We start from the raw sequence: 18344 nt of genomic DNA, 5'->3' as shown, positions 1-18344 counted from the left end.
AAGCCCGCCGGGATATCCCCGGCAGGCTCCGGGAGACTCTAATGGGTCTCCCTTTCTTTTTGCTGCGAATTCACTTTGTTCTTCCGCATCCAGTTGGTCAGCATGCCTGCTCCAAGGATGAGCGCGATGACCAGGAGGATGAACACCCATTCCGGCATCGGACGGCCGTCGAACAGGTGGGCGACCTTCGGCTCTCCGGCAATCATATGCGCGGCCGTATAACCGAGAACGGCTGCGCCGACGTACAGAATCCAGGGGAGCTTCTCGATCAGCTTGATGAACACCGTGCTGCCCCATACGACAATCGGGATGCTGATAAGAAGGCCGATGATGACGAGCCAGATGTTGCCATGCGAAGCGCCTGCAACGGCGAGCACGTTGTCGATGCCCATGGCCGCGTCCGCGATGACGATCGTTCCGATCGCGGCGCCGAGCGTGCCGCCCGCCTTGATATTGTCATGGCTGCTGTCCTCTTGCACCAGCAGCTTATAAGCAATCCAGATCAGCAGGAGACCGCCCGCAAGATGGAGCCACGGAACATCAAGGAGATAAACGACGAGCACCGTCGCGACCATGCGGATGGCGATCGCGCCGAACGTTCCCCAGATGACCGCTTTTTTCTGCTGTTCCTTGGGCAGGTTGCGGGCTGCGAGGGCGATGACGATCGCGTTGTCTCCGGCAAGCATAAGATCGATGAAAATGATGGTCAGCAGAGGCCCTAACCATTCCATACAAGCTCCTCCTTCAAGTTCTCTTCGTTAAACCTCATAAAGTACCTACCCTTATACGGGGACGTTCGGACAATGGATTCATTTTTTTTTAGCAACCGGCTGGCACGCAAGCGGGATGAAGGACGGCTGCCTGCATATTTCCGCAAGCTTGGACATACCTCTGAAATAGAAAGGGGATGTACGGGTGGACAATCTATGGATCTTTCTGCAAATCATCATGATCAACATTCTGCTCAGCGGGGACAATGCCGTCGTCATTGCGATGGCCAGCCGCCAGCTGCCCTCGCAGCAGCGCAAGCGCGCCGTCAGGTGGGGATCCTTCGCCGCGGTCGGGCTGAGATGCCTGCTGACGCTCGCCGCCATCTCTCTGCTGCAGCTCCCTTACCTGCAGGCCGCAGGCTCCGTGCTGCTGGTATGGATCGCCGTCAAGCTGCTGCATGACGCCGAAGCGGGAAGGCGTCCCGGCACTTCCGGAGCGAGGCAGGCTGTCGCCGCGACCTTGGCCAGCGCCGTATGGACGATCGTCACGGCTGACTTCATCATGAGCCTCGACAATGTGCTTGCCGTTGCCGCCGTGGCGGACGGCGAACCCGTACTTATGATGCTCGGAATCGTCCTCAGCATACCGATGATCATCTGGGGCAGCCATGCGCTGGGCAAACTTCTGGCCCGCTACCCGTCGCTTGTCTACGCCGGCTCCGGCCTGCTCGGATACGCAGCAGGCGAAATGCTTGTTTCCGACCCTGGCCTGCACGCCGTGTTCGAACGGATTCCGCTCGCCCATGCGGCTATACCGGTGCTGTTCATTCCGCTCGTCATCGTGCTCGGCATCGCTACGATGAAAAAAACCCGGCCATGACTTTCCGCCGCCTGCGGCGAAGCCCGCTTCGGGTTTATTTCATTTCCCTGTTTGTTCCTGCTGGTATTTTGATTGCACTTCCTATAGAATAAGAAAGATATGAGCTGTCGTCTTCTGCCGTTGCTTCGGCAGGTGTTATGGGAAACGGGGGGATAGAAATTGATTCGCAATCAATATTCCGCCGGAATTGTTATCCTGCTGGCAGGGATTTTCATTCTTCTGGGCAGATTGGGAGTTTTCAGCTTTATCGGTTCGGTTTTTTGGCCGCTCTTCGTGCTGATTCCGGGCGTTCTGCTGCATGTGCTCTACTTTGGCCGACTGATTCCTGCGGCAGCGCTGGTTCCGGGCGGTATGTTGTCCGTATATGCACTGGTGTTCCTGTTTAGCAACTGGTTCGGATGGGGGTACATGAAATTTCTGTGGCCTTTCTTCATTCTTGGACTGGCCGTCGGACTGTATGAATACTACATGTTCGACTCCTCCCACCCAAAAAGCGCCTATTCGATCGCCTTGATCCTGGGCATCGTATGGGCGGCCTGCATGGCTTTCGTACTGCTTTGGAGCTGGGGTATTTACCTCATCGCCATCGTGCTTGTCGCTGTCGGCGGCTGGATGATGATGAGCAAGCGTGTCCGCTGGTAAGCTGGATGTCGTCTATTTTTGAACACAAAGAGATGGAGTGGATTAGAAGTTATGCAAGCAAGAGAGAACATTCGCAATATCGCCATTATCGCGCACGTCGACCACGGCAAAACGACGCTTGTCGACAAGCTGCTGCAACAGTCCGGAACGTTCCGCGACCACGAAGTCGTCCATGAAAGGGCGATGGACTCCAACGATCTGGAGCGTGAGCGCGGCATTACGATTCTGGCGAAAAACACCGCGATCAACTATAAGAACTACCTGATCAACATCGTCGACACTCCCGGGCACGCCGACTTCGGCGGCGAAGTGGAGCGCATCATGAAGATGGTCGACGGCGTTCTGCTCGTCGTGGACGCTTTCGAAGGCTGCATGCCGCAGACAAAGTTCGTTCTGCGCAAAGCCCTCGAGCATAACCTGACCCCGATCGTCGTCCTGAACAAGATCGACCGTCCGAACGCGACTCCCGAGGCTGTCGTGGACGAGGTTCTCGACCTCTTCATCGAGCTTGGCGCCAATGACCAGCAGCTTGAATTCCCGGTCGTGTACGCTTCCGCTCTCATGGGCACGTCCAGCATGAGCCTGGAGAAGCAGGACGAGAACATGGAAGCCATGTACGAAACGATCGTCCAGCATATCCCGCATCCGACCGAGAGCGTCACGGATCCGCTGCAATTCCTCGTTACGCTGCTTGACTATAACGAATACATGGGCCGCATCGCGATCGGCCGCGTCAACCGCGGCGTCATCCGCCAAGGCCAGACGGTAGCCGTCATGACTCGCGAGGGCGGAATCAAGCAAGCCCGGATCGAGAAGCTGTTCGGCTTCCAGGGACTGAAGCGCGTCGAGGTCGAAGAAGCGGCCGGCGGCGACATCGTCGCCATCGCAGGCATCAAGGACATCAACATCGGCGAGACGATCGCGGATCCAGCGAAGCCTGAAGCCCTGCCGGTGCTGGAGATCGACGAGCCGACGCTGCAGATGACGTTCCTCGTCAACAACAGCCCGTTCGCCGGACGCGAAGGCAAGTGGGTCACTTCCCGCAAGCTTCGCGAGCGCCTCTACAAAGAGCTCGAGACCGACGTCGCGCTGCGCGTCGAAGATACGGACAGCCCGGACGTATTCATCGTATCGGGTCGGGGCGAGCTTCACCTCGGCATCCTGATCGAGAACATGCGCCGCGAAGGATACGAGCTGCAGGTATCCAAGCCTGAGGTCATCGTCAAGGAAATCGACGGCGTGAAATCCGAGCCGTACGAGCGCCTGCTCATCGACGTTCCGGAAGAAAGCATGGGAGCCGTCATGGAGAGCCTTGGAACGCGCAAAGCGGAAATGGTCAACATGGTCAACAACGGCAACGGCCAGGTCCGCCTGGAATTCATCATTCCGGCACGCGGCCTGATCGGCTACCGGACCCACTTCCTGACGCTGACGCGCGGTTACGGCATCATGAACCATGCGTTCGACAGCTACGGTCCGATCGCCGGCTCCGGAGTCGGCGGACGCCACCAAGGCGTTCTGGTCGCAACCGAGAACGGCGTATCGACCTTCTACGGCATGATGGGCGTAGAAGACCGCGGCATCCTGTTCCTGGAGCCGGGCACCGAGATCTACGAAGGCATGATCGTCGGCGAGCATAACCGCGATCAGGACATCGTCGTCAACATCTGCAAGGAAAAACAGCTGACGAACATCCGCTCCGCGACGAAGGACGATACGGTCCGGCTCAAAACGCCGCGCACGTACAGCCTCGAAGCTGCGCTGGAGTATCTCAATGACGACGAATATTGCGAAATCACGCCTAAATCCATTCGGATGCGCAAGAAGCTCCTGAACAAGAGCGAGCGCGAGCGTGCCGAGAAGCAGCGCAAAACTTCAGCAAGCGTATAATCGATTCAAGCGGCTTGCCTGAATCATGAACGTAACAGCGGCGATTGGGGCCGGCCATCCGGCCGGCATCCAAATTCGCCGCTTGTTCGTCTATATGATATCGGGCCTGCCGGCACTGATATCCACTCAAGGAGGAGAACTGGGATGCAGCAATGGCTCAGCGAGCATGCGCTCGTATCGTATATCCTGATTCTGGCAGGGGTTATCTATATCTTCAACAAGGTATTCCGTCCGCAGCAGCGCTTGCCGATTCTCAAGGAAATTCTGGTCTACGTCATCATGGCCATCGGTTCAGCCATTCTGGTCGTCTTCCAGATCGACAAGCTTCCGATCATTCAATGCATGGCGGTTGCCGTCCTGTTGATGTTCATGCTGAGGATCCGGCAGTTCAACGACCGCCGGCAAGCCAAACGCCAGAATGCGCCTGGAGCTGGAGAAAGCTAGGCAGGGCCCGAAATACGATTGGTGCACTTGGCCTCCGCCCTTGCCGGCGGCGGACACAGCACTGTGAAGAAAGGAATCCGAGGCATGACGGCGGTTCTTTTCGGACAGATGAAGGAGAATTTATGACTACTGGCAACGGATCCCCCCCGCGCCGGCCGGGCAGCAGCCCGCCGGCTGGACGAGGCGCCCGCAATGGCGCCGTCAAGAAACACAAGCCCCGTTTTTGGATGCGAAGATTCATGCTGTTCGCCTCGCTGCTTATTTTCATTGCGGTCGGTTACGGCGTCTATCTGTTCATGGACGCGAACAAGGCCATCAAGGAGATGAGCTATGGAACGAGCTCCGAAGTCGGCTCTATCGGCAGCAGCCCGTTCGGCATGCTGATCATGGGAGTGGATACGCGAGGAGAAGGCGGCTTGCTGAATACCGATGTCCTTATGGCGGCCGCGTTCAATCCGAAGACCAAAAGTGCGGTTGTCGTCTCCATTCCGCGCGATTCCAGAATAGAGGTCAAAGGCTACAAGACCCGCAAGGTCAACAGCTATTATTCGGCGTTTCTGCGCAATGCCAAGAGTGAAGGAAAGGGCGTGTCCCAGGAGAACGCGGAGCATGCCGCAGCCAAGGGAATGAAGGATGCCATCGGTCGTTTTCTCGGCATTCCGATCGCCTATTCGGCGAACGTCAACTTCCAAGGCTTCGCCGACGTGGTGGATGCGCTCGGAGGCGTGAACGTCAATGTGGACATGGATATGGATTATGACGATCATGCCGGCCAGCCCGGCGGCACGAGCATCCATCTGCGCAAGGGCGAGCAGAAGCTCGGCGGCGAGGACGCGCTGGGATTTGTCCGCTACCGCAAATCCAACGACGGCAAGAACATGTCGAGCGACTTCGAGCGCAACGAGCGCCAGGAGCAGGTCGTCGGGGCGATTACGGACCGGATGATGTCGGTGCCGGGACTGCTGCGCCTGGGCAATGTATTTGGAGCTGTCGGAGGCAATGTGAAGACGGATATGCCGGCATCGGATATTCGGGAAATGTTGAGGGTATACTTCGGCATCTCCAAGGAGGATATCACCTTCATTCCTTTGACCGGGGATTGGAGAAGCCCCTATGTGTATCTGGACGAGGCTGTCGTTGCGAAGGCAAGCAAGGCCCTCCAGTCCAAACTGGATGAATGACCATCGTGGACAGTGCATACGTATGTTATACTACAACTACGAAGCCGACATCATGATCCGATTATAATTCCGGGAGGCAGGGCGAATGGCGGAGCTCCGTGCGCATGGCGGCATCACGATTTCCGAAGGCCTTGCATCGACATCCGGCACGCGCCTTCACGGCAGAGGCCCGTCCTCTGTGGCTTGGCCATTGGAAGCAGCTGCCCCTCCCAAACCAAAAAGCCTAGTGACCTGTCACTAGGCTTTTTGCGCTATGGCGCAGGTCAGCGATGTGCAGCCGGCTCGCCGGCTTTGTGCATGCCGTCCATCGGAGCAGGCGATGCGGCATTCCGGTTTTCCGGAGCCGTATTGCGAGGCAGCTGCGGCACGATGCGGCCGACGATGTCGGCCATTTCCTCCGCGAAGCCTCGGATCGGGCGTCCGCGGCGGATGTCGGCGCCCAGCTCCGACAGCCGCTGGTTGACGTCCATGTCTGCCGTCACGATGGCTCGGACGCCGAGCGGGTCATTGCGAAGCGCTTGAGCGACGGCATACTTGATCGTTCCGACACGGGAGCGGTCGAAGTTGCCGTCGACATCGATGCCGACTACGGCTGTATTCCCGGCCACGACGGCATGGGCTTTGCGCACGCCCTCCACCCGGGAGGCGAGTTCTTCCAGACGTTTGGCGGCCTGGGCCGACCCGACCGTTTTTTCCGGCTCGGGATCGGTTTGCTTCGTACGAATACGCTGGTCTTCAGCAGGGGAAGGAGAATCGCCCTTATGGACGACCGTGCCGCAGCCGGTCGCCGTCAGGCATAGAATCAAAGCTGCCGACAGCCATTTTTTCATGTTAGGGACACCTGACCTTTCCGTCGATGCTTGATCGTAGAACCGAACCTAGTTTGTCCCTGTTCCGGTCGGGCTATGTAACCATCGCATGTGGACCGGAATTATAAGGCCAGGAGGGGTTGCTTCGTGACCAAAATCTTCGTACTGGATACAAATGTGCTGCTTCATGATCCGCAGGCTCTCTACGCTTTCGACGACAACGAAGTCATCATCCCGGCCGTCGTGCTGGAGGAGATCGATTCCAAAAAACGGCTGGCCGACGAGCTGGGGCGCAATGCGCGCCATGTGTCGCGGCTGCTTGACGGAATGAGGGAAGAGGGCAGGCTGCATGAAGGCATCTCGCTCCCGAGGGGTGGGTTGCTCAAGGTAGAGCTGAACCACCGAAGCTATGTACGGGTTCAGGAAATGTTCGGGGAGATGTCCAATGACAACCGCATTCTCGCTGTCGCCCTGAATTACCATATGGAGGAAGAAAAGGATGGAACGGGCCGCGATGTCGTGCTCGTCAGCAAGGATGTGCTGGTGCGGATCAAGGCCGATGTGCTCGGCCTGCAAGCCGAGGATTATTTGTCCGATCGAGCCGTGGAGCCGTCGGATGTGTACACGGGGACGGCGACCTTGTTCGTCCATCCGTCCATCATCGACGAATTCTATTCCTACCGGTTCTTGAGCATCAAGAGCCTGCAGCTGTCCTCCAGGCTGCATCCCAACGAATTCATCGTTCTGAGGGATGAGCTCGGCACTTCCAAGAGCGCCCTGCTGAAGGTAAGCCAGGATGGGGCGAGGCTGGAGCCGCTGTACCTGAGCAATGATCCCGTCTGGGGCATCACCGTCCGCAACGCCCAGCAGCGGATGGCGCTGGAGCTGCTCCTGAACGACGATATTCCGCTCGTGACGCTGACCGGCAAGGCGGGCACAGGCAAGACGCTGCTTGCCCTCGCGGCCGGCCTGCTCAAGATCGAGGATGAGCATAAATACAAGAAGCTGCTGATCGCGCGTCCCGTCGTCCCGATGGGCAAGGACATCGGTTACCTCCCGGGAGAGAAGGACGAGAAGCTGCGCCCATGGATGCAGCCGATCTACGACAACCTGGAATTCCTCTTCGATACCAAGAAGTCCGGCGATATCGACAAGATTCTGATGGGACTCGGCAGCATTCAGGTCGAGGCGCTGACCTATATCCGCGGGCGTTCCATCCCAGGCCAGTTCATTATCATCGACGAGGCGCAGAATCTCAGCCGGCATGAGGTGAAGACGATTGTCTCCCGTGTCGGCGAAGGAAGCAAAATCGTGCTGATGGGCGATCCCGAGCAGATCGACCATCCGTATCTGGATTCCATGAGCAACGGGCTGACTCATATCGTCGAAAGCTTCAAGCAGGAAGCGCTGAGCGGGCATATCAACCTGGAAAAGGGAGAGCGCTCCAAGCTGGCTCAGCTTGCGGCTGACCTGCTTTAGAGGATGAGGGAAAAGGCCGCCTGCATGCAGGCGGCCTTTCTTGTTGCCCGACGTCTGGAATTCGGCCAAAACAGGAAAAAGGAGGAAGAAGCTGAGCCGCTCTGTCGTCGGCTTCCGCTTTGTTGCACGGGGCTTGGCCTTCTGCATGCTATTCCTGGCTGTCTGAAAACAGCATTATTTTGCAGTCCTAGTCTATCGGCCCCAACCTATGCGCAAGGGAATTGCTGCAAGGAGCATACGGCCTATTTTTTGCCCGGCCGGGCAGACAGATACCGGAAACTTTGATAGGATGAAGGGAAACATGTCCGAAAGGAGGGCGGCGTGGATGGCACGAAAAAAATACCTGCTGCTGCCGGGAGCCGCTCTCGCCGCCGCTCTTCTGCTCGTCCAGCAAGAGCATCCGGCCGAGGATCCTCCGGGCAGCGCTCAGCCTGCCGCAGTCTGGGACGAGCCGCTTGCCGGCGGCGGTGAAAAAGCCGAACAGCGCGAACGGTTGACTGTAAGCGTTTCCTTGGATGAACAGGAATACGCCGCGCTGTCGGAAATAAGCCGCCTCTGGTCGCAGAGGCATCCCGGATGGGATATCCAGCTGGTGAATTCTCTGCCGGCAGAGACTGGAACAGGACAGTGGAGGCGCCGGGCGCTGCTTGGAGAGGCAGGGGACATCGTGCTCCTGCCGAGCTCGGAGATCATTCCTCTCGCCGCGGCCGGAGTCCTCCTGCCGCTGGACAAGCTGATGGCGGGCAGCGCCGGCTTCGGAGGGAGCGGGGCTTTCTGGGAGCCGCTTTACTGGAATGGATACTTATGGGGAGCGCCCAGAGATGCGGACCCGGATGTGCTGGTGTGGAAGGACAGCAAGCTGATGGAGGCAGGGCTGCTGCGGCCGCCGACGGCATGGGAAGAGATGGAGCTGGTTAGTGCCGGCCATCCGGGCGTCCCCACCGTCCTGATCGGAAGAAGCGATGCCGGAGCAGCCGCAGCATGGGTCGCCGGATGGAAGCCGGAAGCCGGAGCCGAGCAGCTGCCGGAGCGCCTCAAGCAGGCGCTGTCGGGCAGAGGAGATGGCAGCAGGATGCAGGCATACTCCTCCTATGAGGAAGCGGAGGCGGCAATGGCAGCGGGCAAGGCATTTTCGGCCATCATTCCGTGGTCGGAATACAGGCGATGGAATCCCGGAGAAGGCTATACGCCCGATTACCGCCTGGCGCTCGATACCGCCTCCCTGCGAATGCGGAGTTATGGAATCATGGCCACGAGCGCAAGCCCCGACGCCGCAGCGGCCTGGATCGCGGGCGTGACGGAGACGGCTGCCCGGAAGGCAGCTGCAGATGCGGCGTTCAGGCTGCTGCCGAAGCCGAGCCTCTACATCGGAGACTCATCCGGAGATGGCGGCTTCCCGGCAGACTGGAAGCCGCAGCTGTTCCAGGGCAAGGAGGGTCGGCTTCGGCTCCATGGAGCCGACTTGCTGGCTCCGCTCTGGAAATCCTATTGGAAGGACGGGGGCGGAATGTCGCCGGAGCAGCTGGCGTCTGCCTGGCTTCAAGCCATCGAAAAGCGGCCCTCCGGAAAATGAGGGCCGCCATTCGGCGCTGCTTTGATTCACAGGGAGAAGCCGAACCGGATGACAAGCTCATGCTCCTCGACCTGGACGGAGGTCACTTTGAGAAAGGAAATGAACTTGCCGGGATAAAAGCCGACGTCGAAAGTCCGCAATAAATCATCCATCGTCTCCTTGGGCAGCTTGTAGCCGTTGAAGACGAGCTCATCCATCCGGAACTTGATTCCGTTTTTGGGCGTATCGACGACTTCATAGATGCCGGAAGCCTCCACGCTCATGGCCCCGTCGCTTCCGCCCGCCTGGACCTTGCCGTCCCCGAACCGGAACTGGAAGCCCTTGAGGCTGTCATCCTGCTCGGCGAGGAAGGAATTCAGCGCATCATCCGGCAGCCGGAGCGTGTAGCCGCCGCTTTCCAGCTTGACATAATCGGGATGGCTCTCGAGCCAAGCGGGCAGCTTGTTCATCGCCTTGGACATCAAGCGGAAGTAGGACTGGACTTCCGCCCTTCCGCTGTTCTGCCATATTTCGCCCAGCTGGGCGATCTGCCGTTTTACGGCTTCCGGATCGCTGCTGCCCCCGATGCCTTCCTGGAGCTGGCGATCCAGCTCCTCGGCGCGGGCCTTTTGCTGCAGCAGGCTCTGCTCGGCTGCGTCAAGCGCTGCTTGTTGCCGCTGAAGCTCCGCCTGGCTTGATTTCAGCTCCTCGGATTTGACGCGGTAGTCCGCGATCGCCTTCCTGTCCCCGTCCATCAGCAGATCCATCATGTCCACGATGCGGAACAAATCCCCGAGATTCCGGACCTGAAACAAAGCGTTCCATATCATGTCCTTGCGGCCGGTGTAATAGCGGCTGAGCGCTTCTCCCGCTCTTTGCTTGCGGCCGCGAAGCTGCTCCTCCTGCTGCTTCAGCTGAAGGGTAGAAGCGTCGAGCTGCTTTTGCAGCGCGTCCTTGCGGCCGGCGATCCGCTCCAGCTCCCGGTCCAGCTCAAGGACGGCGAGGCTTTTCTCCATCAGCTGGCGGTCATCGTCCGATGAAGGTACGGGTACGGCTTGCGCATAGATCTCGTCCGCGCCGATCGGTCCGGAGAAGGGGAATGTTTCAGCCAGCGGGCCGAGGAGGAGGACCGCCAGCAGGGAGAGAAGGATCCGGCCAGGGAGTCTTGTTTTCATGGCGTCTTCGGAAGATCCCCTCCTTCTTGTCCATCGGCTTCCTTCTTACCTTATGCCGTCTCGAGCCCTCAGATGCAAAGAACCGCCCGGACAGAAGTCCGGGCGGTTCTTGTGCGTGAAGGCCTTGGGGCTGAATCAGAACGGCAATCCCATCTTGAAGACGGTCCAATAGCTGAAGCCCAGGAAGGTGAGAATCATATAGGCCCAGAACATCAGTATGTAGGTGCGCTCCGTAAAGTTCAGGTAGCCCAAGAAGAAGAAGGCGATGGCTTGGAAGAAGAACAGAAGCGAAAACTCCGTCATATCTCCAGCGAAGGCCATGAGGGCGATCACAAGACACCAAAAGCCAAGTACGCGAAACATGCGCGCCATGAGGTAATCCCCCTCTCCATCTCGTGTTGCATGCTAAAGAACATTATAGCGTTTCAGGCAATCACTGTAAACCGCTTTCGCAGGTTCCTCGAAGCCTTTTTTGCTTGTCCGCCGCCTGCCGCTTCTAGGATTGCCTCCAGAAAGGACGAATATGTATGAGCCTCTGCAAAATTGGAAATACAATTTAGTAACGATAGATTCTATGAACTCTACCAAGGGCATAGGGATAAAGAAAGTGCGTTTACGTTAGGAGGTTGTAGCGAGCATGACAGCAGTCAGGCAAGACGCATGGAGCCCGGACGACGATTTGATTCTCGCCGAGGTGACACTAAGACATATCCGCGATGGCGGTACCCAGCTTGGAGCATTCGAAGAGGTGGGGGAGAAGATTGCCCGAACGCCCGCGGCCTGCGGGTTCAGATGGAACAGCTGCGTACGCAAGCGGTACGAGGAAGCGATTCAGCTCGCCAAGCAGCAGCGGCAGAAACGGAATTATTTGAAGAAACAGGCGCCGGCTGCCTCCCATGTTTCCGCCTTGGCGGAACCGGCCGCCGAGCCTGCAGCCTTGCTCGATTCGGCATACGGCGACGATGCGATCGCGATCGAAGCCGTCATCCGGTATTTGAAGCAATGGAAAACAACCTTCTCCGATCTGCAGCGGCATGTCAAGCGCCTGGAGAGAGAGCTGTCCAGCCGCAACGAGGAGCTGAGCAGCCTCAGGGAGATCAATGACCGCCTGTCCCGGGAAGCGAATCATGTCCAGCTGGACTATCAGTCCGTCAACGACGACTACAAGACTTTGCTTCAGATCATGGACCGCGCGAGGCGCCTCACGGTGCTGAACGAGGACGACGAGCTGAAGCCGCGATTCAAGATGGATGCCAACGGCAACCTGGAGCGCATCGAATGATGCCAAGCGAACGGTTTTTCCGGATCAACCGGAAGGGCCGTTTTTTTGTTTGCCGGGATGCTTTGGTCCATCCGGTTTTGGTACAATCGCCGAAGGAGGAATGAAGTCATGAACATAACGGTCATAGGAGCAGGCTCGATCGGACTTCTCTATGCGGCGCGCTTGTCGCTGGCGGGAGAGGATGTGCGCGCGCTCGTCCGCACGAGGCGGCATGCCGAGGCGCTGCGGGAGTCCGGGATCTTGCTCAAGACGAATGAAGGGGAGTTCGTCGTTCCCATCGAAGCGGCAGCGCTGGAGGATGCCGGCAACGGCCGCGGCAATGCCATGGAGCCCGGCTGGTTCATCCTCAGCGTCAAGCAGACGGCGCTCGACGCGCCGTTTCTTCGCCGGCTGGCCCTGCTGGCTGGCCCGCAGGACGGCATGCTGTGCCTTCAGAACGGAATCGGGCATATGGAGCGCCTGAGTCAGGCTCTTCCGGATGTCGCGCTCTATGCGGGCGTGACGAGCGAAGGGGCGATGAGGGAAGACGCCCGGACGGTAATCCATACCGGTCTCGGGGAGCTCCATTACGGCGCGGCGAACGAAGCGGCCGCTGACAGCCGCGCGGAGAAGCTGCGCGGGAAGTGGCAGCAAGCCGCGGACAAGGCAGGAATCGCCGCATTTTTGTCGAACGATATGGAAAACCGCATTTACCGCAAGCTGCTGCTCAATGCTGTGATCAATCCGCTTACCGCGCTGTACGGGGTCCGCAACGGAGAGCTTCCGTCCCATCCGCAGGCCGGCAAGCTGATGGCAGCGCTGCATGAGGAGACTGCGGCCATCCTTGCCCGCGCCGGATTGGAGCTCGACGGCAGCGAGCCGGCACGCCTGCTGGAAGTATGCCGGCTGACGGCCGGCAACATCTCCTCCATGCTGGCGGATGTGCGGGCAGGCCGCAGGAGCGAGGTCGACAGCATCAACGGTGCGGTCGCTTCTATGGCCGGAACGCTCGGTCTGGACGCTCCGCTCAACCAAGCCGCCGCAGCCATGGTAAAAGCGCTGGAACCGTAGGAAAGGGCGATGTCCGTGTTCGTTTGGGAAAGCTTGAAAACAGCTTACGCACTGCTCGCGATGATACCTTTTATACCCTTTGCGCTCATTTTTTTCACTGCCCGAGCTGTTACCGGAGACCGGAAGCGATCGCTGCGGCTGGCGATGGATATCACGACCGCTCTGTTGATCGGATGCGTCGCGGTGCTGTTCAACCGGATCTTCTCCAATTCGTTCGGCTTGTACGGCATTCTGCTCGTCATGCTCATCGGCGGCGGCCTGCTCGGCAACCTTCAGTTCCGCAAGCGCGGCCAGGTCGATATCCGCAAAATTTTCCGCGCGATTTGGCGGCTCGGTTTTTTCGCCATGGGAATCATGTACATCGTTCTCATGGCGGCCGGGATCGCCCAGCATATGTTCCGGGTGTAGCAGGATCTGTACTAATTTCGGTTACGGTTTTGACGGGTCTCCGCTCAAGGTGTACAATCGTAGCGAAAGCTTCGCATTTACAGCTGGGGGGTTGCAGGTTACCCGATGAATATGGAGACGATTTGCCTGCCTTTTGGCCAGCCGCTTGCCGATGATTACATCGGCCGCAAGCGCGAGGCGCTTGAGCCGCTGCTCGGCTATCATGCCGCTGATAAGGAACATTGGAAAGCTCGGCTGCGCCGGCTCAGAAATCATGAAGGCTTGCGTGCCGACAGCCGAAGCGTGGCTGCTGCAGTGAAGAACTATCAAGAGCCGTTCGGACTATCCGAACAGGTCCGCTCCAATCTGGAATTCCTGGAGAAAGGGTCGCCCGTCGTCGTCGGCGGCCAGCAGGCCGTATTATGGACCGGTCCCTTGATGATCATACATAAGGCGGTGACGATCCTGCAGACCGCCGAATGGGCATCGCGCCTGCTCGGCGAGGCCGTCGTGCCGGTGTTTTGGATCGCAGGCGAGGACCACGACTGGGACGAGGCCAGCCAGACTTTCGTGCCTGAGGCCGGAGGAACGGCGACCCGGAAGCTGTCCGCGCCAAGACCGGGTAGCGGCCGCTCTTCCGTCAGCCGGACGCAGCTGGATCCACGGACGCTGGAGGAGGCTCTGGCGCAGCTCGAAGCGGCTCTGCCCGACAGCCCGCATAAGCTTGCGCTATGCGCCGAGCTGCGGCATGGCTCGCAGAGCTGCAGGACGCTGACGGAAATGTTCGCCTTGATGCTGAACGCCTTGTTCGGAGAGAAGGGCCTGCTCCTCGTCGATGCCGACGATCCGGGACTGCGCAAGCTGGAGGGGCCGATGTTCTCCGAGCTCGTATCGCGCAACGCTCAGCTCGAGCAGGCATTCCTTGCGGGCACCGCCAGTGTGGAAGAGCTTGGATACAAGCCGCAGGCCGACCTTGCGGAAGGAGGCGCCAACCTTTTCCTCTTCCATGAATATGGAGAAACGGGGAGCGAAGAGCGGGTGCTCCTCCACCGTAGAGGCGACCGTTTCGAGGATCGCAAGGGACTCGTATCGCTCAGTTCCCGCGAACTGGCGTCTATCGCCGAGCAGCAGCCTGAGCGGCTGAGCAACAATGTGTTCACGAGACCTCTCATGCAGGAGTTTCTGTTCCCTGTCCTGTCGACGGTTCTGGGACCCGGAGAGATCGCCTATTGGGCTCAGACCGGGAGCGCATTCCGCGAACTTGGGATGGAAATGCCGATCCTGACGCCGCGTCTCTCCTTCACGCTGCTGGAACCGGCGGCGGCCAAAACGATGGAGACGTACGGAATCTCCTTTGAAGACGCTCTCGGCGGAATAGAAGCCAAGAAGCAGCAGTGGCTCGCCGGCAGCGGCCATTACGGCATCAGCGAGCGATTCCGGGAAGCGCTGCTCCGCATGCAGGACGCCTACAGCCCTGCGCTGGCGATGGCCGCATCCGTGGAGAAGGGTTTGGCCGATCTTGGCGAGAACAACTGGAGCCGGATCGCACGTGAAATCCAGTACATGGAAGACAAGACCAAAAAAGCGCTGGAGAGCAGGGAGCATACCGCTCTGGACCGGATGGATGCGCTCGGAACGGCAGTATGTCCGGAAGGGCGTCCGCAGGAGCGGGTTCTGGCATCCGTATATTATCTGAACGTATACGGCCGCAGATGGCTGGACGTTTTGCTCGCGGCTCCTTTCGAGCCTTGCGCGGGACATAGGCTGGTACGCTTGTAAGCAGCGGCGGCCTGGCGCCGCCCGACATCAGAATGGAATCATGGAAGGTGTGAATGCAGCTATGACAATCAACGCCAAAGAAGTCAGCATCGTGGCCGACAGATCGCTGGCGGCGGAAGGCCGGCTCAAAATCGACTGGGTTCAGGCCCATATGCCGGTATTGAACGAAATCCGCGCCCAGTTCGAGAAGGAACAGCCGTTCAAAGGGCTGAAGGTATCGATCTGCCTCCATCTGGAAGCCAAGACGGCTTATCTGGCGGAAGTGGTCCAGGCCGGCGGAGCCGAGGTGACCATAACGGGCAGCAATCCGCTGTCCACCCAGGATGATGTCTGCGCGGCGCTCGTGGAAGCGGGCATCACCGTGTTCGCCAAATACAATCCGGGTCCTCAGGAGTTCAAGGACTTGATGGTCCGGGCGCTCGAGAGCAAGCCTGACCTCATCATCGACGACGGCGGCGACTTCGCCACCATCCTGCATTCCGAGCGTCCCGATCTGATGGAGAACATCCGCGGCGGCGCGGAAGAGACGACGACGGGCATCATCAAGCTGAAGGCGCTGCAGAAGGAAGGCACGCTGAAGTTCCCGATGATAGCGGTCAACGACGCCTACTGCAAGCATCTGTTCGACAATCGCTACGGAACCGGCCAATCCGCCTGGGACGGCCTGATCCGCACGACCAATCTGGTCGTATCGGGCAAGACGGTCGTCGTCGTCGGCTATGGCTGGTGCGGCAAGGGCGTGGCGATGCGGGCCAAGGGACTGGGCGCCAACGTCATCGTAACCGAGGTCGACGCGATCAAGGCGGTCGAAGCCTACATGGACGGATTCCAGGTCATGCCGATGATCGAGGCCGCCAAGCTGGGAGAAATGTTCATTACCGTAACCGGCAACAAGGCCGTCATCAACGGCGAACACTACCCGGTCATGAAAAACGGCGCCATCCTTGCGAACGCGGGCCATTTCGACGTCGAGTTCAGCAAGCCCGATCTGGCTGCCCTCGCTTCCGAGATCCGCACTGTCCGCAAGAACATCGAGGAGTACAAGCTTGAAGACGGACGCAGCATCTACGTCCTCGCAGAAGGCCGCCTCGTCAACCTCGCCGCGGGCGACGGCCATCCGGCCGAGATCATGGACATGACCTTCGCGCTGCAGGCGGTCTCTCTCAAATACGTCAACGATTCCTACAAGGAGCTTGGGGCCAAGGTCATCAACGTTCCTTACGAGCTGGATGAAAGAGTTGCAAGAACGAAGCTGAGCGCGCTCGGCATCGGGATCGACTCGCTCTCCGAAGAGCAGATCAAATATTTGGACAGCTGGTCTTCCTGACCGCTGCCTGAGCCGTCCCTGCGGGGGGCGGCTTTTTTTAGTGTGGATTTTTTTCTTTCCTGTTCTTTCCCCTGTAAACAGGATGCTGATAATCGCGTAACGAGAACAAGATACACGAGATCATGAGGCGAAAAGTTTCAACAATGAGAAAATTTTTAGGTGAAAAAGTTTGGCCAAATCTTCGTTTTGAAAGAGGAAATAGAGTTCAGACGGCGAATACCAATTTGCTAGTGGGGAGAAGTGGGGCAAAGTGGTGGAATAGGGGGAGGGAGTGGGGCGCCGATGTTTCTGGGAGAACACCAGCACAGCTTGGACGACAAAGGCCGGCTCACGATTCCATCCAAATTCCGCGATGCTCTCGGCTCTACCTTTATCGCCACCCGAGGCCTGGACAACTGCTTATTCGTATATCCCCAAGCCGAATGGAGCGAGCTCGAGCAGAAGATCCGCCGCTTGCCGCTGATGAAGGCGGATGCGCGGGCGTTCAGCAGGTTCTTCTTTTCCGGGGCCGTCGAATTGGAGCTCGACAAACAGGGAAGGGTAAATTTGCCTAGCCATCTGACGGAGTATGCCAAGCTGCAGAAGGATTGCATGGTGCTCGGCGTATCCAGCCGGGTGGAAATTTGGAGCAAGCCGGTGTGGGAAGGCTACTATCAGCAGTCCGAGGATACGTTCAACGAAATCGCAGAAAAATTGACCGATTTCGACATTAATTTCTGATTCACGACATTATTTTCGGATTAAGTATCGTTGTGCATCCTAGTCAGTCATCAAGAATCATCAGGAGGACACCCCTTTGTTTCATCACATTACCGTACTCAAGGAAGAGGCCGTAGAGGGCCTGAATATCCGTCCTGACGGCATTTACGTCGACTGCACGCTCGGGGGCGCGGGGCATAGCGAACTGATCGCTTCCCGGCTCTCCGGCAAAGGCAGGCTGATCGCCTTCGACCAGGACGACTGGGCTCATGACAACGCGAAGATCAGGCTGGCTCCTTACATGGACCGAGTGACGCTTGTCCGGAGCAATTTCCGTTATTTGCAGGAACAGCTGACCATGCTTGCGGATATCCCGAAGAACGAGAAAGGCGTGCCGCAAGTAGACGGGATCCTGTTCGATCTTGGCGTATCCAGCCCGCAGCTCGACGAGGCCGAGCGCGGCTTCAGCTACAATCATGATGCTCCTCTGGACATGAGAATGGACCGCGAGGCAGAGCTCACGGCGCATGAAATCCTGAACCACTGGGAAGAAAGCGAGCTGGCGCGGATTTTCTACCGCTATGGGGAAGAGAAATTCTCCAGGCAGATCGCCCGCGCGATCATCAAGCAGCGGCAGTCCGAGGAGATCAAAACGACGGGGGAGCTGGTCGAGCTCATCAAGTCGGGCATACCTGCAGCGGCCCGGCGCACGGGAGGCCATCCGGCCAAGCGTACGTTCCAGGCGCTCCGGATCGCCGTCAACGACGAGCTCGGAGCGGAGGAGGAAGCGCTCGAACAGGCCGTTGCCTGCCTTGCTCCCAAGGGACGTGTATCCGTCATCACGTTCCACTCGCTCGAAGACCGGATCTGCAAGCAGCTTTTCGCCGGTTATCTGGAGAAATGCACTTGTCCGCCGGATTTTCCGAAATGCGTATGCGGAGGCACCGGCACGCTCAAGCTCATTACCCGCAAGCCGGTCCTGCCGGGCGAGGAAGAGCTTGAGGCGAACCCTAGATCCCGGTCGGCGAAGCTCAGAGTCGCAGAGAAGCTGTAAGCCG

General features: G+C 58.7%; 18 protein-coding genes. 14 read left to right on the top strand and 4 right to left on the bottom strand.

Annotation, left to right across the window (positions count from 1 at the left end; genetic code table 11):
* Positions 1-38: 38 nt before the first annotated feature.
* The gene (locus ACLBWT_RS02185) at positions 39-731 is read right to left on the bottom strand and encodes a TerC family protein (protein WP_447661448.1); all 693 of its coding nucleotides are present in this window, start codon (positions 729-731) and stop codon (positions 39-41) included.
* A 184-nt stretch (positions 732-915) separates the two neighbouring features.
* Between ACLBWT_RS02185 and ACLBWT_RS02180 the strand changes: the two genes are divergently transcribed.
* The 5 genes from ACLBWT_RS02180 (at position 916) to ACLBWT_RS02160 (ending at position 5747) form a co-directional block, all read left to right on the top strand.
* Positions 916-1590, top strand: coding sequence for a TerC family protein (locus ACLBWT_RS02180; protein WP_447661447.1), 675 nt, complete (start codon positions 916-918; stop codon positions 1588-1590).
* Between the two features lie 159 nt (positions 1591-1749).
* A complete protein-coding gene (locus tag ACLBWT_RS02175; RefSeq protein ID WP_021877501.1) occupies positions 1750-2232 on the top strand; it encodes a hypothetical protein in 483 nt (160 codons plus the stop codon).
* Between the two features lie 51 nt (positions 2233-2283).
* Positions 2284-4122, top strand: a complete 1839-nt coding sequence (gene typA / locus ACLBWT_RS02170) for a translational GTPase TypA (protein WP_447661446.1) — start codon at positions 2284-2286, stop codon at positions 4120-4122.
* Positions 4123-4266: 144 nt separating this feature from the next.
* Positions 4267-4566: a YlaH-like family protein gene (locus ACLBWT_RS02165; protein ID WP_447661445.1), complete on the top strand. Its 300-nt coding sequence runs from the start codon at positions 4267-4269 to the stop codon at positions 4564-4566.
* A gap of 122 nt (positions 4567-4688) precedes the next feature.
* Positions 4689-5747 carry an LCP family protein gene (locus ACLBWT_RS02160; protein WP_447661444.1) on the top strand — a complete coding sequence of 353 codons (1059 nt, stop codon included), beginning with the start codon at positions 4689-4691 and terminating at the stop codon, positions 5745-5747.
* A gap of 263 nt (positions 5748-6010) precedes the next feature.
* On the opposite strand, the gene ACLBWT_RS02155 is transcribed toward ACLBWT_RS02160, so the two are convergent.
* Positions 6011-6577, bottom strand: a complete 567-nt coding sequence (locus ACLBWT_RS02155) for a YhcN/YlaJ family sporulation lipoprotein (protein WP_447661443.1) — start codon at positions 6575-6577, stop codon at positions 6011-6013.
* Between the two features lie 126 nt (positions 6578-6703).
* Here ACLBWT_RS02155 and ACLBWT_RS02150 point away from each other — a divergent pair, with 126 nt between their 5' ends.
* Entirely contained in the window at positions 6704-8035 is a 1332-nt protein-coding gene (locus ACLBWT_RS02150; protein WP_447661442.1) for a PhoH family protein, read from the top strand.
* A gap of 325 nt (positions 8036-8360) precedes the next feature.
* Positions 8361-9608, top strand: coding sequence for an extracellular solute-binding protein (locus tag ACLBWT_RS02145; RefSeq protein WP_447661441.1), 1248 nt, complete (start codon positions 8361-8363; stop codon positions 9606-9608).
* Positions 9609-9634: 26 nt separating this feature from the next.
* Here ACLBWT_RS02145 and ACLBWT_RS02140 read toward each other — a convergent pair whose 3' ends face one another.
* Entirely contained in the window at positions 9635-10762 is a 1128-nt protein-coding gene (locus tag ACLBWT_RS02140) for a coiled-coil domain-containing protein (RefSeq protein ID WP_447661440.1), read from the bottom strand.
* A gap of 135 nt (positions 10763-10897) precedes the next feature.
* Positions 10898-11134 (bottom strand): DUF2626 family protein, encoded by a 237-nt coding sequence (locus tag ACLBWT_RS02135; protein WP_048744429.1) that lies wholly within the window; start codon positions 11132-11134, stop codon positions 10898-10900.
* Positions 11135-11399: 265 nt separating this feature from the next.
* Between ACLBWT_RS02135 and ACLBWT_RS02130 the strand changes: the two genes are divergently transcribed.
* The 7 genes from ACLBWT_RS02130 (at position 11400) to rsmH (ending at position 18340) form a co-directional block, all read left to right on the top strand.
* Entirely contained in the window at positions 11400-12044 is a 645-nt protein-coding gene (locus ACLBWT_RS02130; RefSeq protein WP_447661439.1) for an RsfA family transcriptional regulator, read from the top strand.
* 108 nt (positions 12045-12152) lie between these two features.
* A complete protein-coding gene (locus tag ACLBWT_RS02125; RefSeq protein ID WP_447661438.1) occupies positions 12153-13094 on the top strand; it encodes a ketopantoate reductase family protein in 942 nt (313 codons plus the stop codon).
* Between the two features lie 9 nt (positions 13095-13103).
* Positions 13104-13502, top strand: a complete 399-nt coding sequence (locus tag ACLBWT_RS02120; protein ID WP_447661437.1) for a DUF3397 domain-containing protein — start codon at positions 13104-13106, stop codon at positions 13500-13502.
* Positions 13503-13607: 105 nt separating this feature from the next.
* A complete protein-coding gene (gene bshC, locus ACLBWT_RS02115) occupies positions 13608-15260 on the top strand; it encodes a bacillithiol biosynthesis cysteine-adding enzyme BshC (protein ID WP_447661436.1) in 1653 nt (550 codons plus the stop codon).
* Between the two features lie 61 nt (positions 15261-15321).
* Positions 15322-16587 carry an adenosylhomocysteinase gene (locus ACLBWT_RS02110; RefSeq protein WP_447661435.1) on the top strand — a complete coding sequence of 422 codons (1266 nt, stop codon included), beginning with the start codon at positions 15322-15324 and terminating at the stop codon, positions 16585-16587.
* 282 nt (positions 16588-16869) lie between these two features.
* A complete protein-coding gene (mraZ, locus tag ACLBWT_RS02105; RefSeq protein ID WP_447661434.1) occupies positions 16870-17307 on the top strand; it encodes a division/cell wall cluster transcriptional repressor MraZ in 438 nt (145 codons plus the stop codon).
* Between the two features lie 76 nt (positions 17308-17383).
* Positions 17384-18340, top strand: coding sequence for a 16S rRNA (cytosine(1402)-N(4))-methyltransferase RsmH (rsmH, locus tag ACLBWT_RS02100; protein ID WP_447661433.1), 957 nt, complete (start codon positions 17384-17386; stop codon positions 18338-18340).
* The last annotated feature ends 4 nt before the right edge of the window (positions 18341-18344 follow it).

This window comes from Paenibacillus sp. D51F (assembly GCF_053345695.1).
This window is presented reverse-complemented; position numbering and strand designations above follow the sequence as displayed.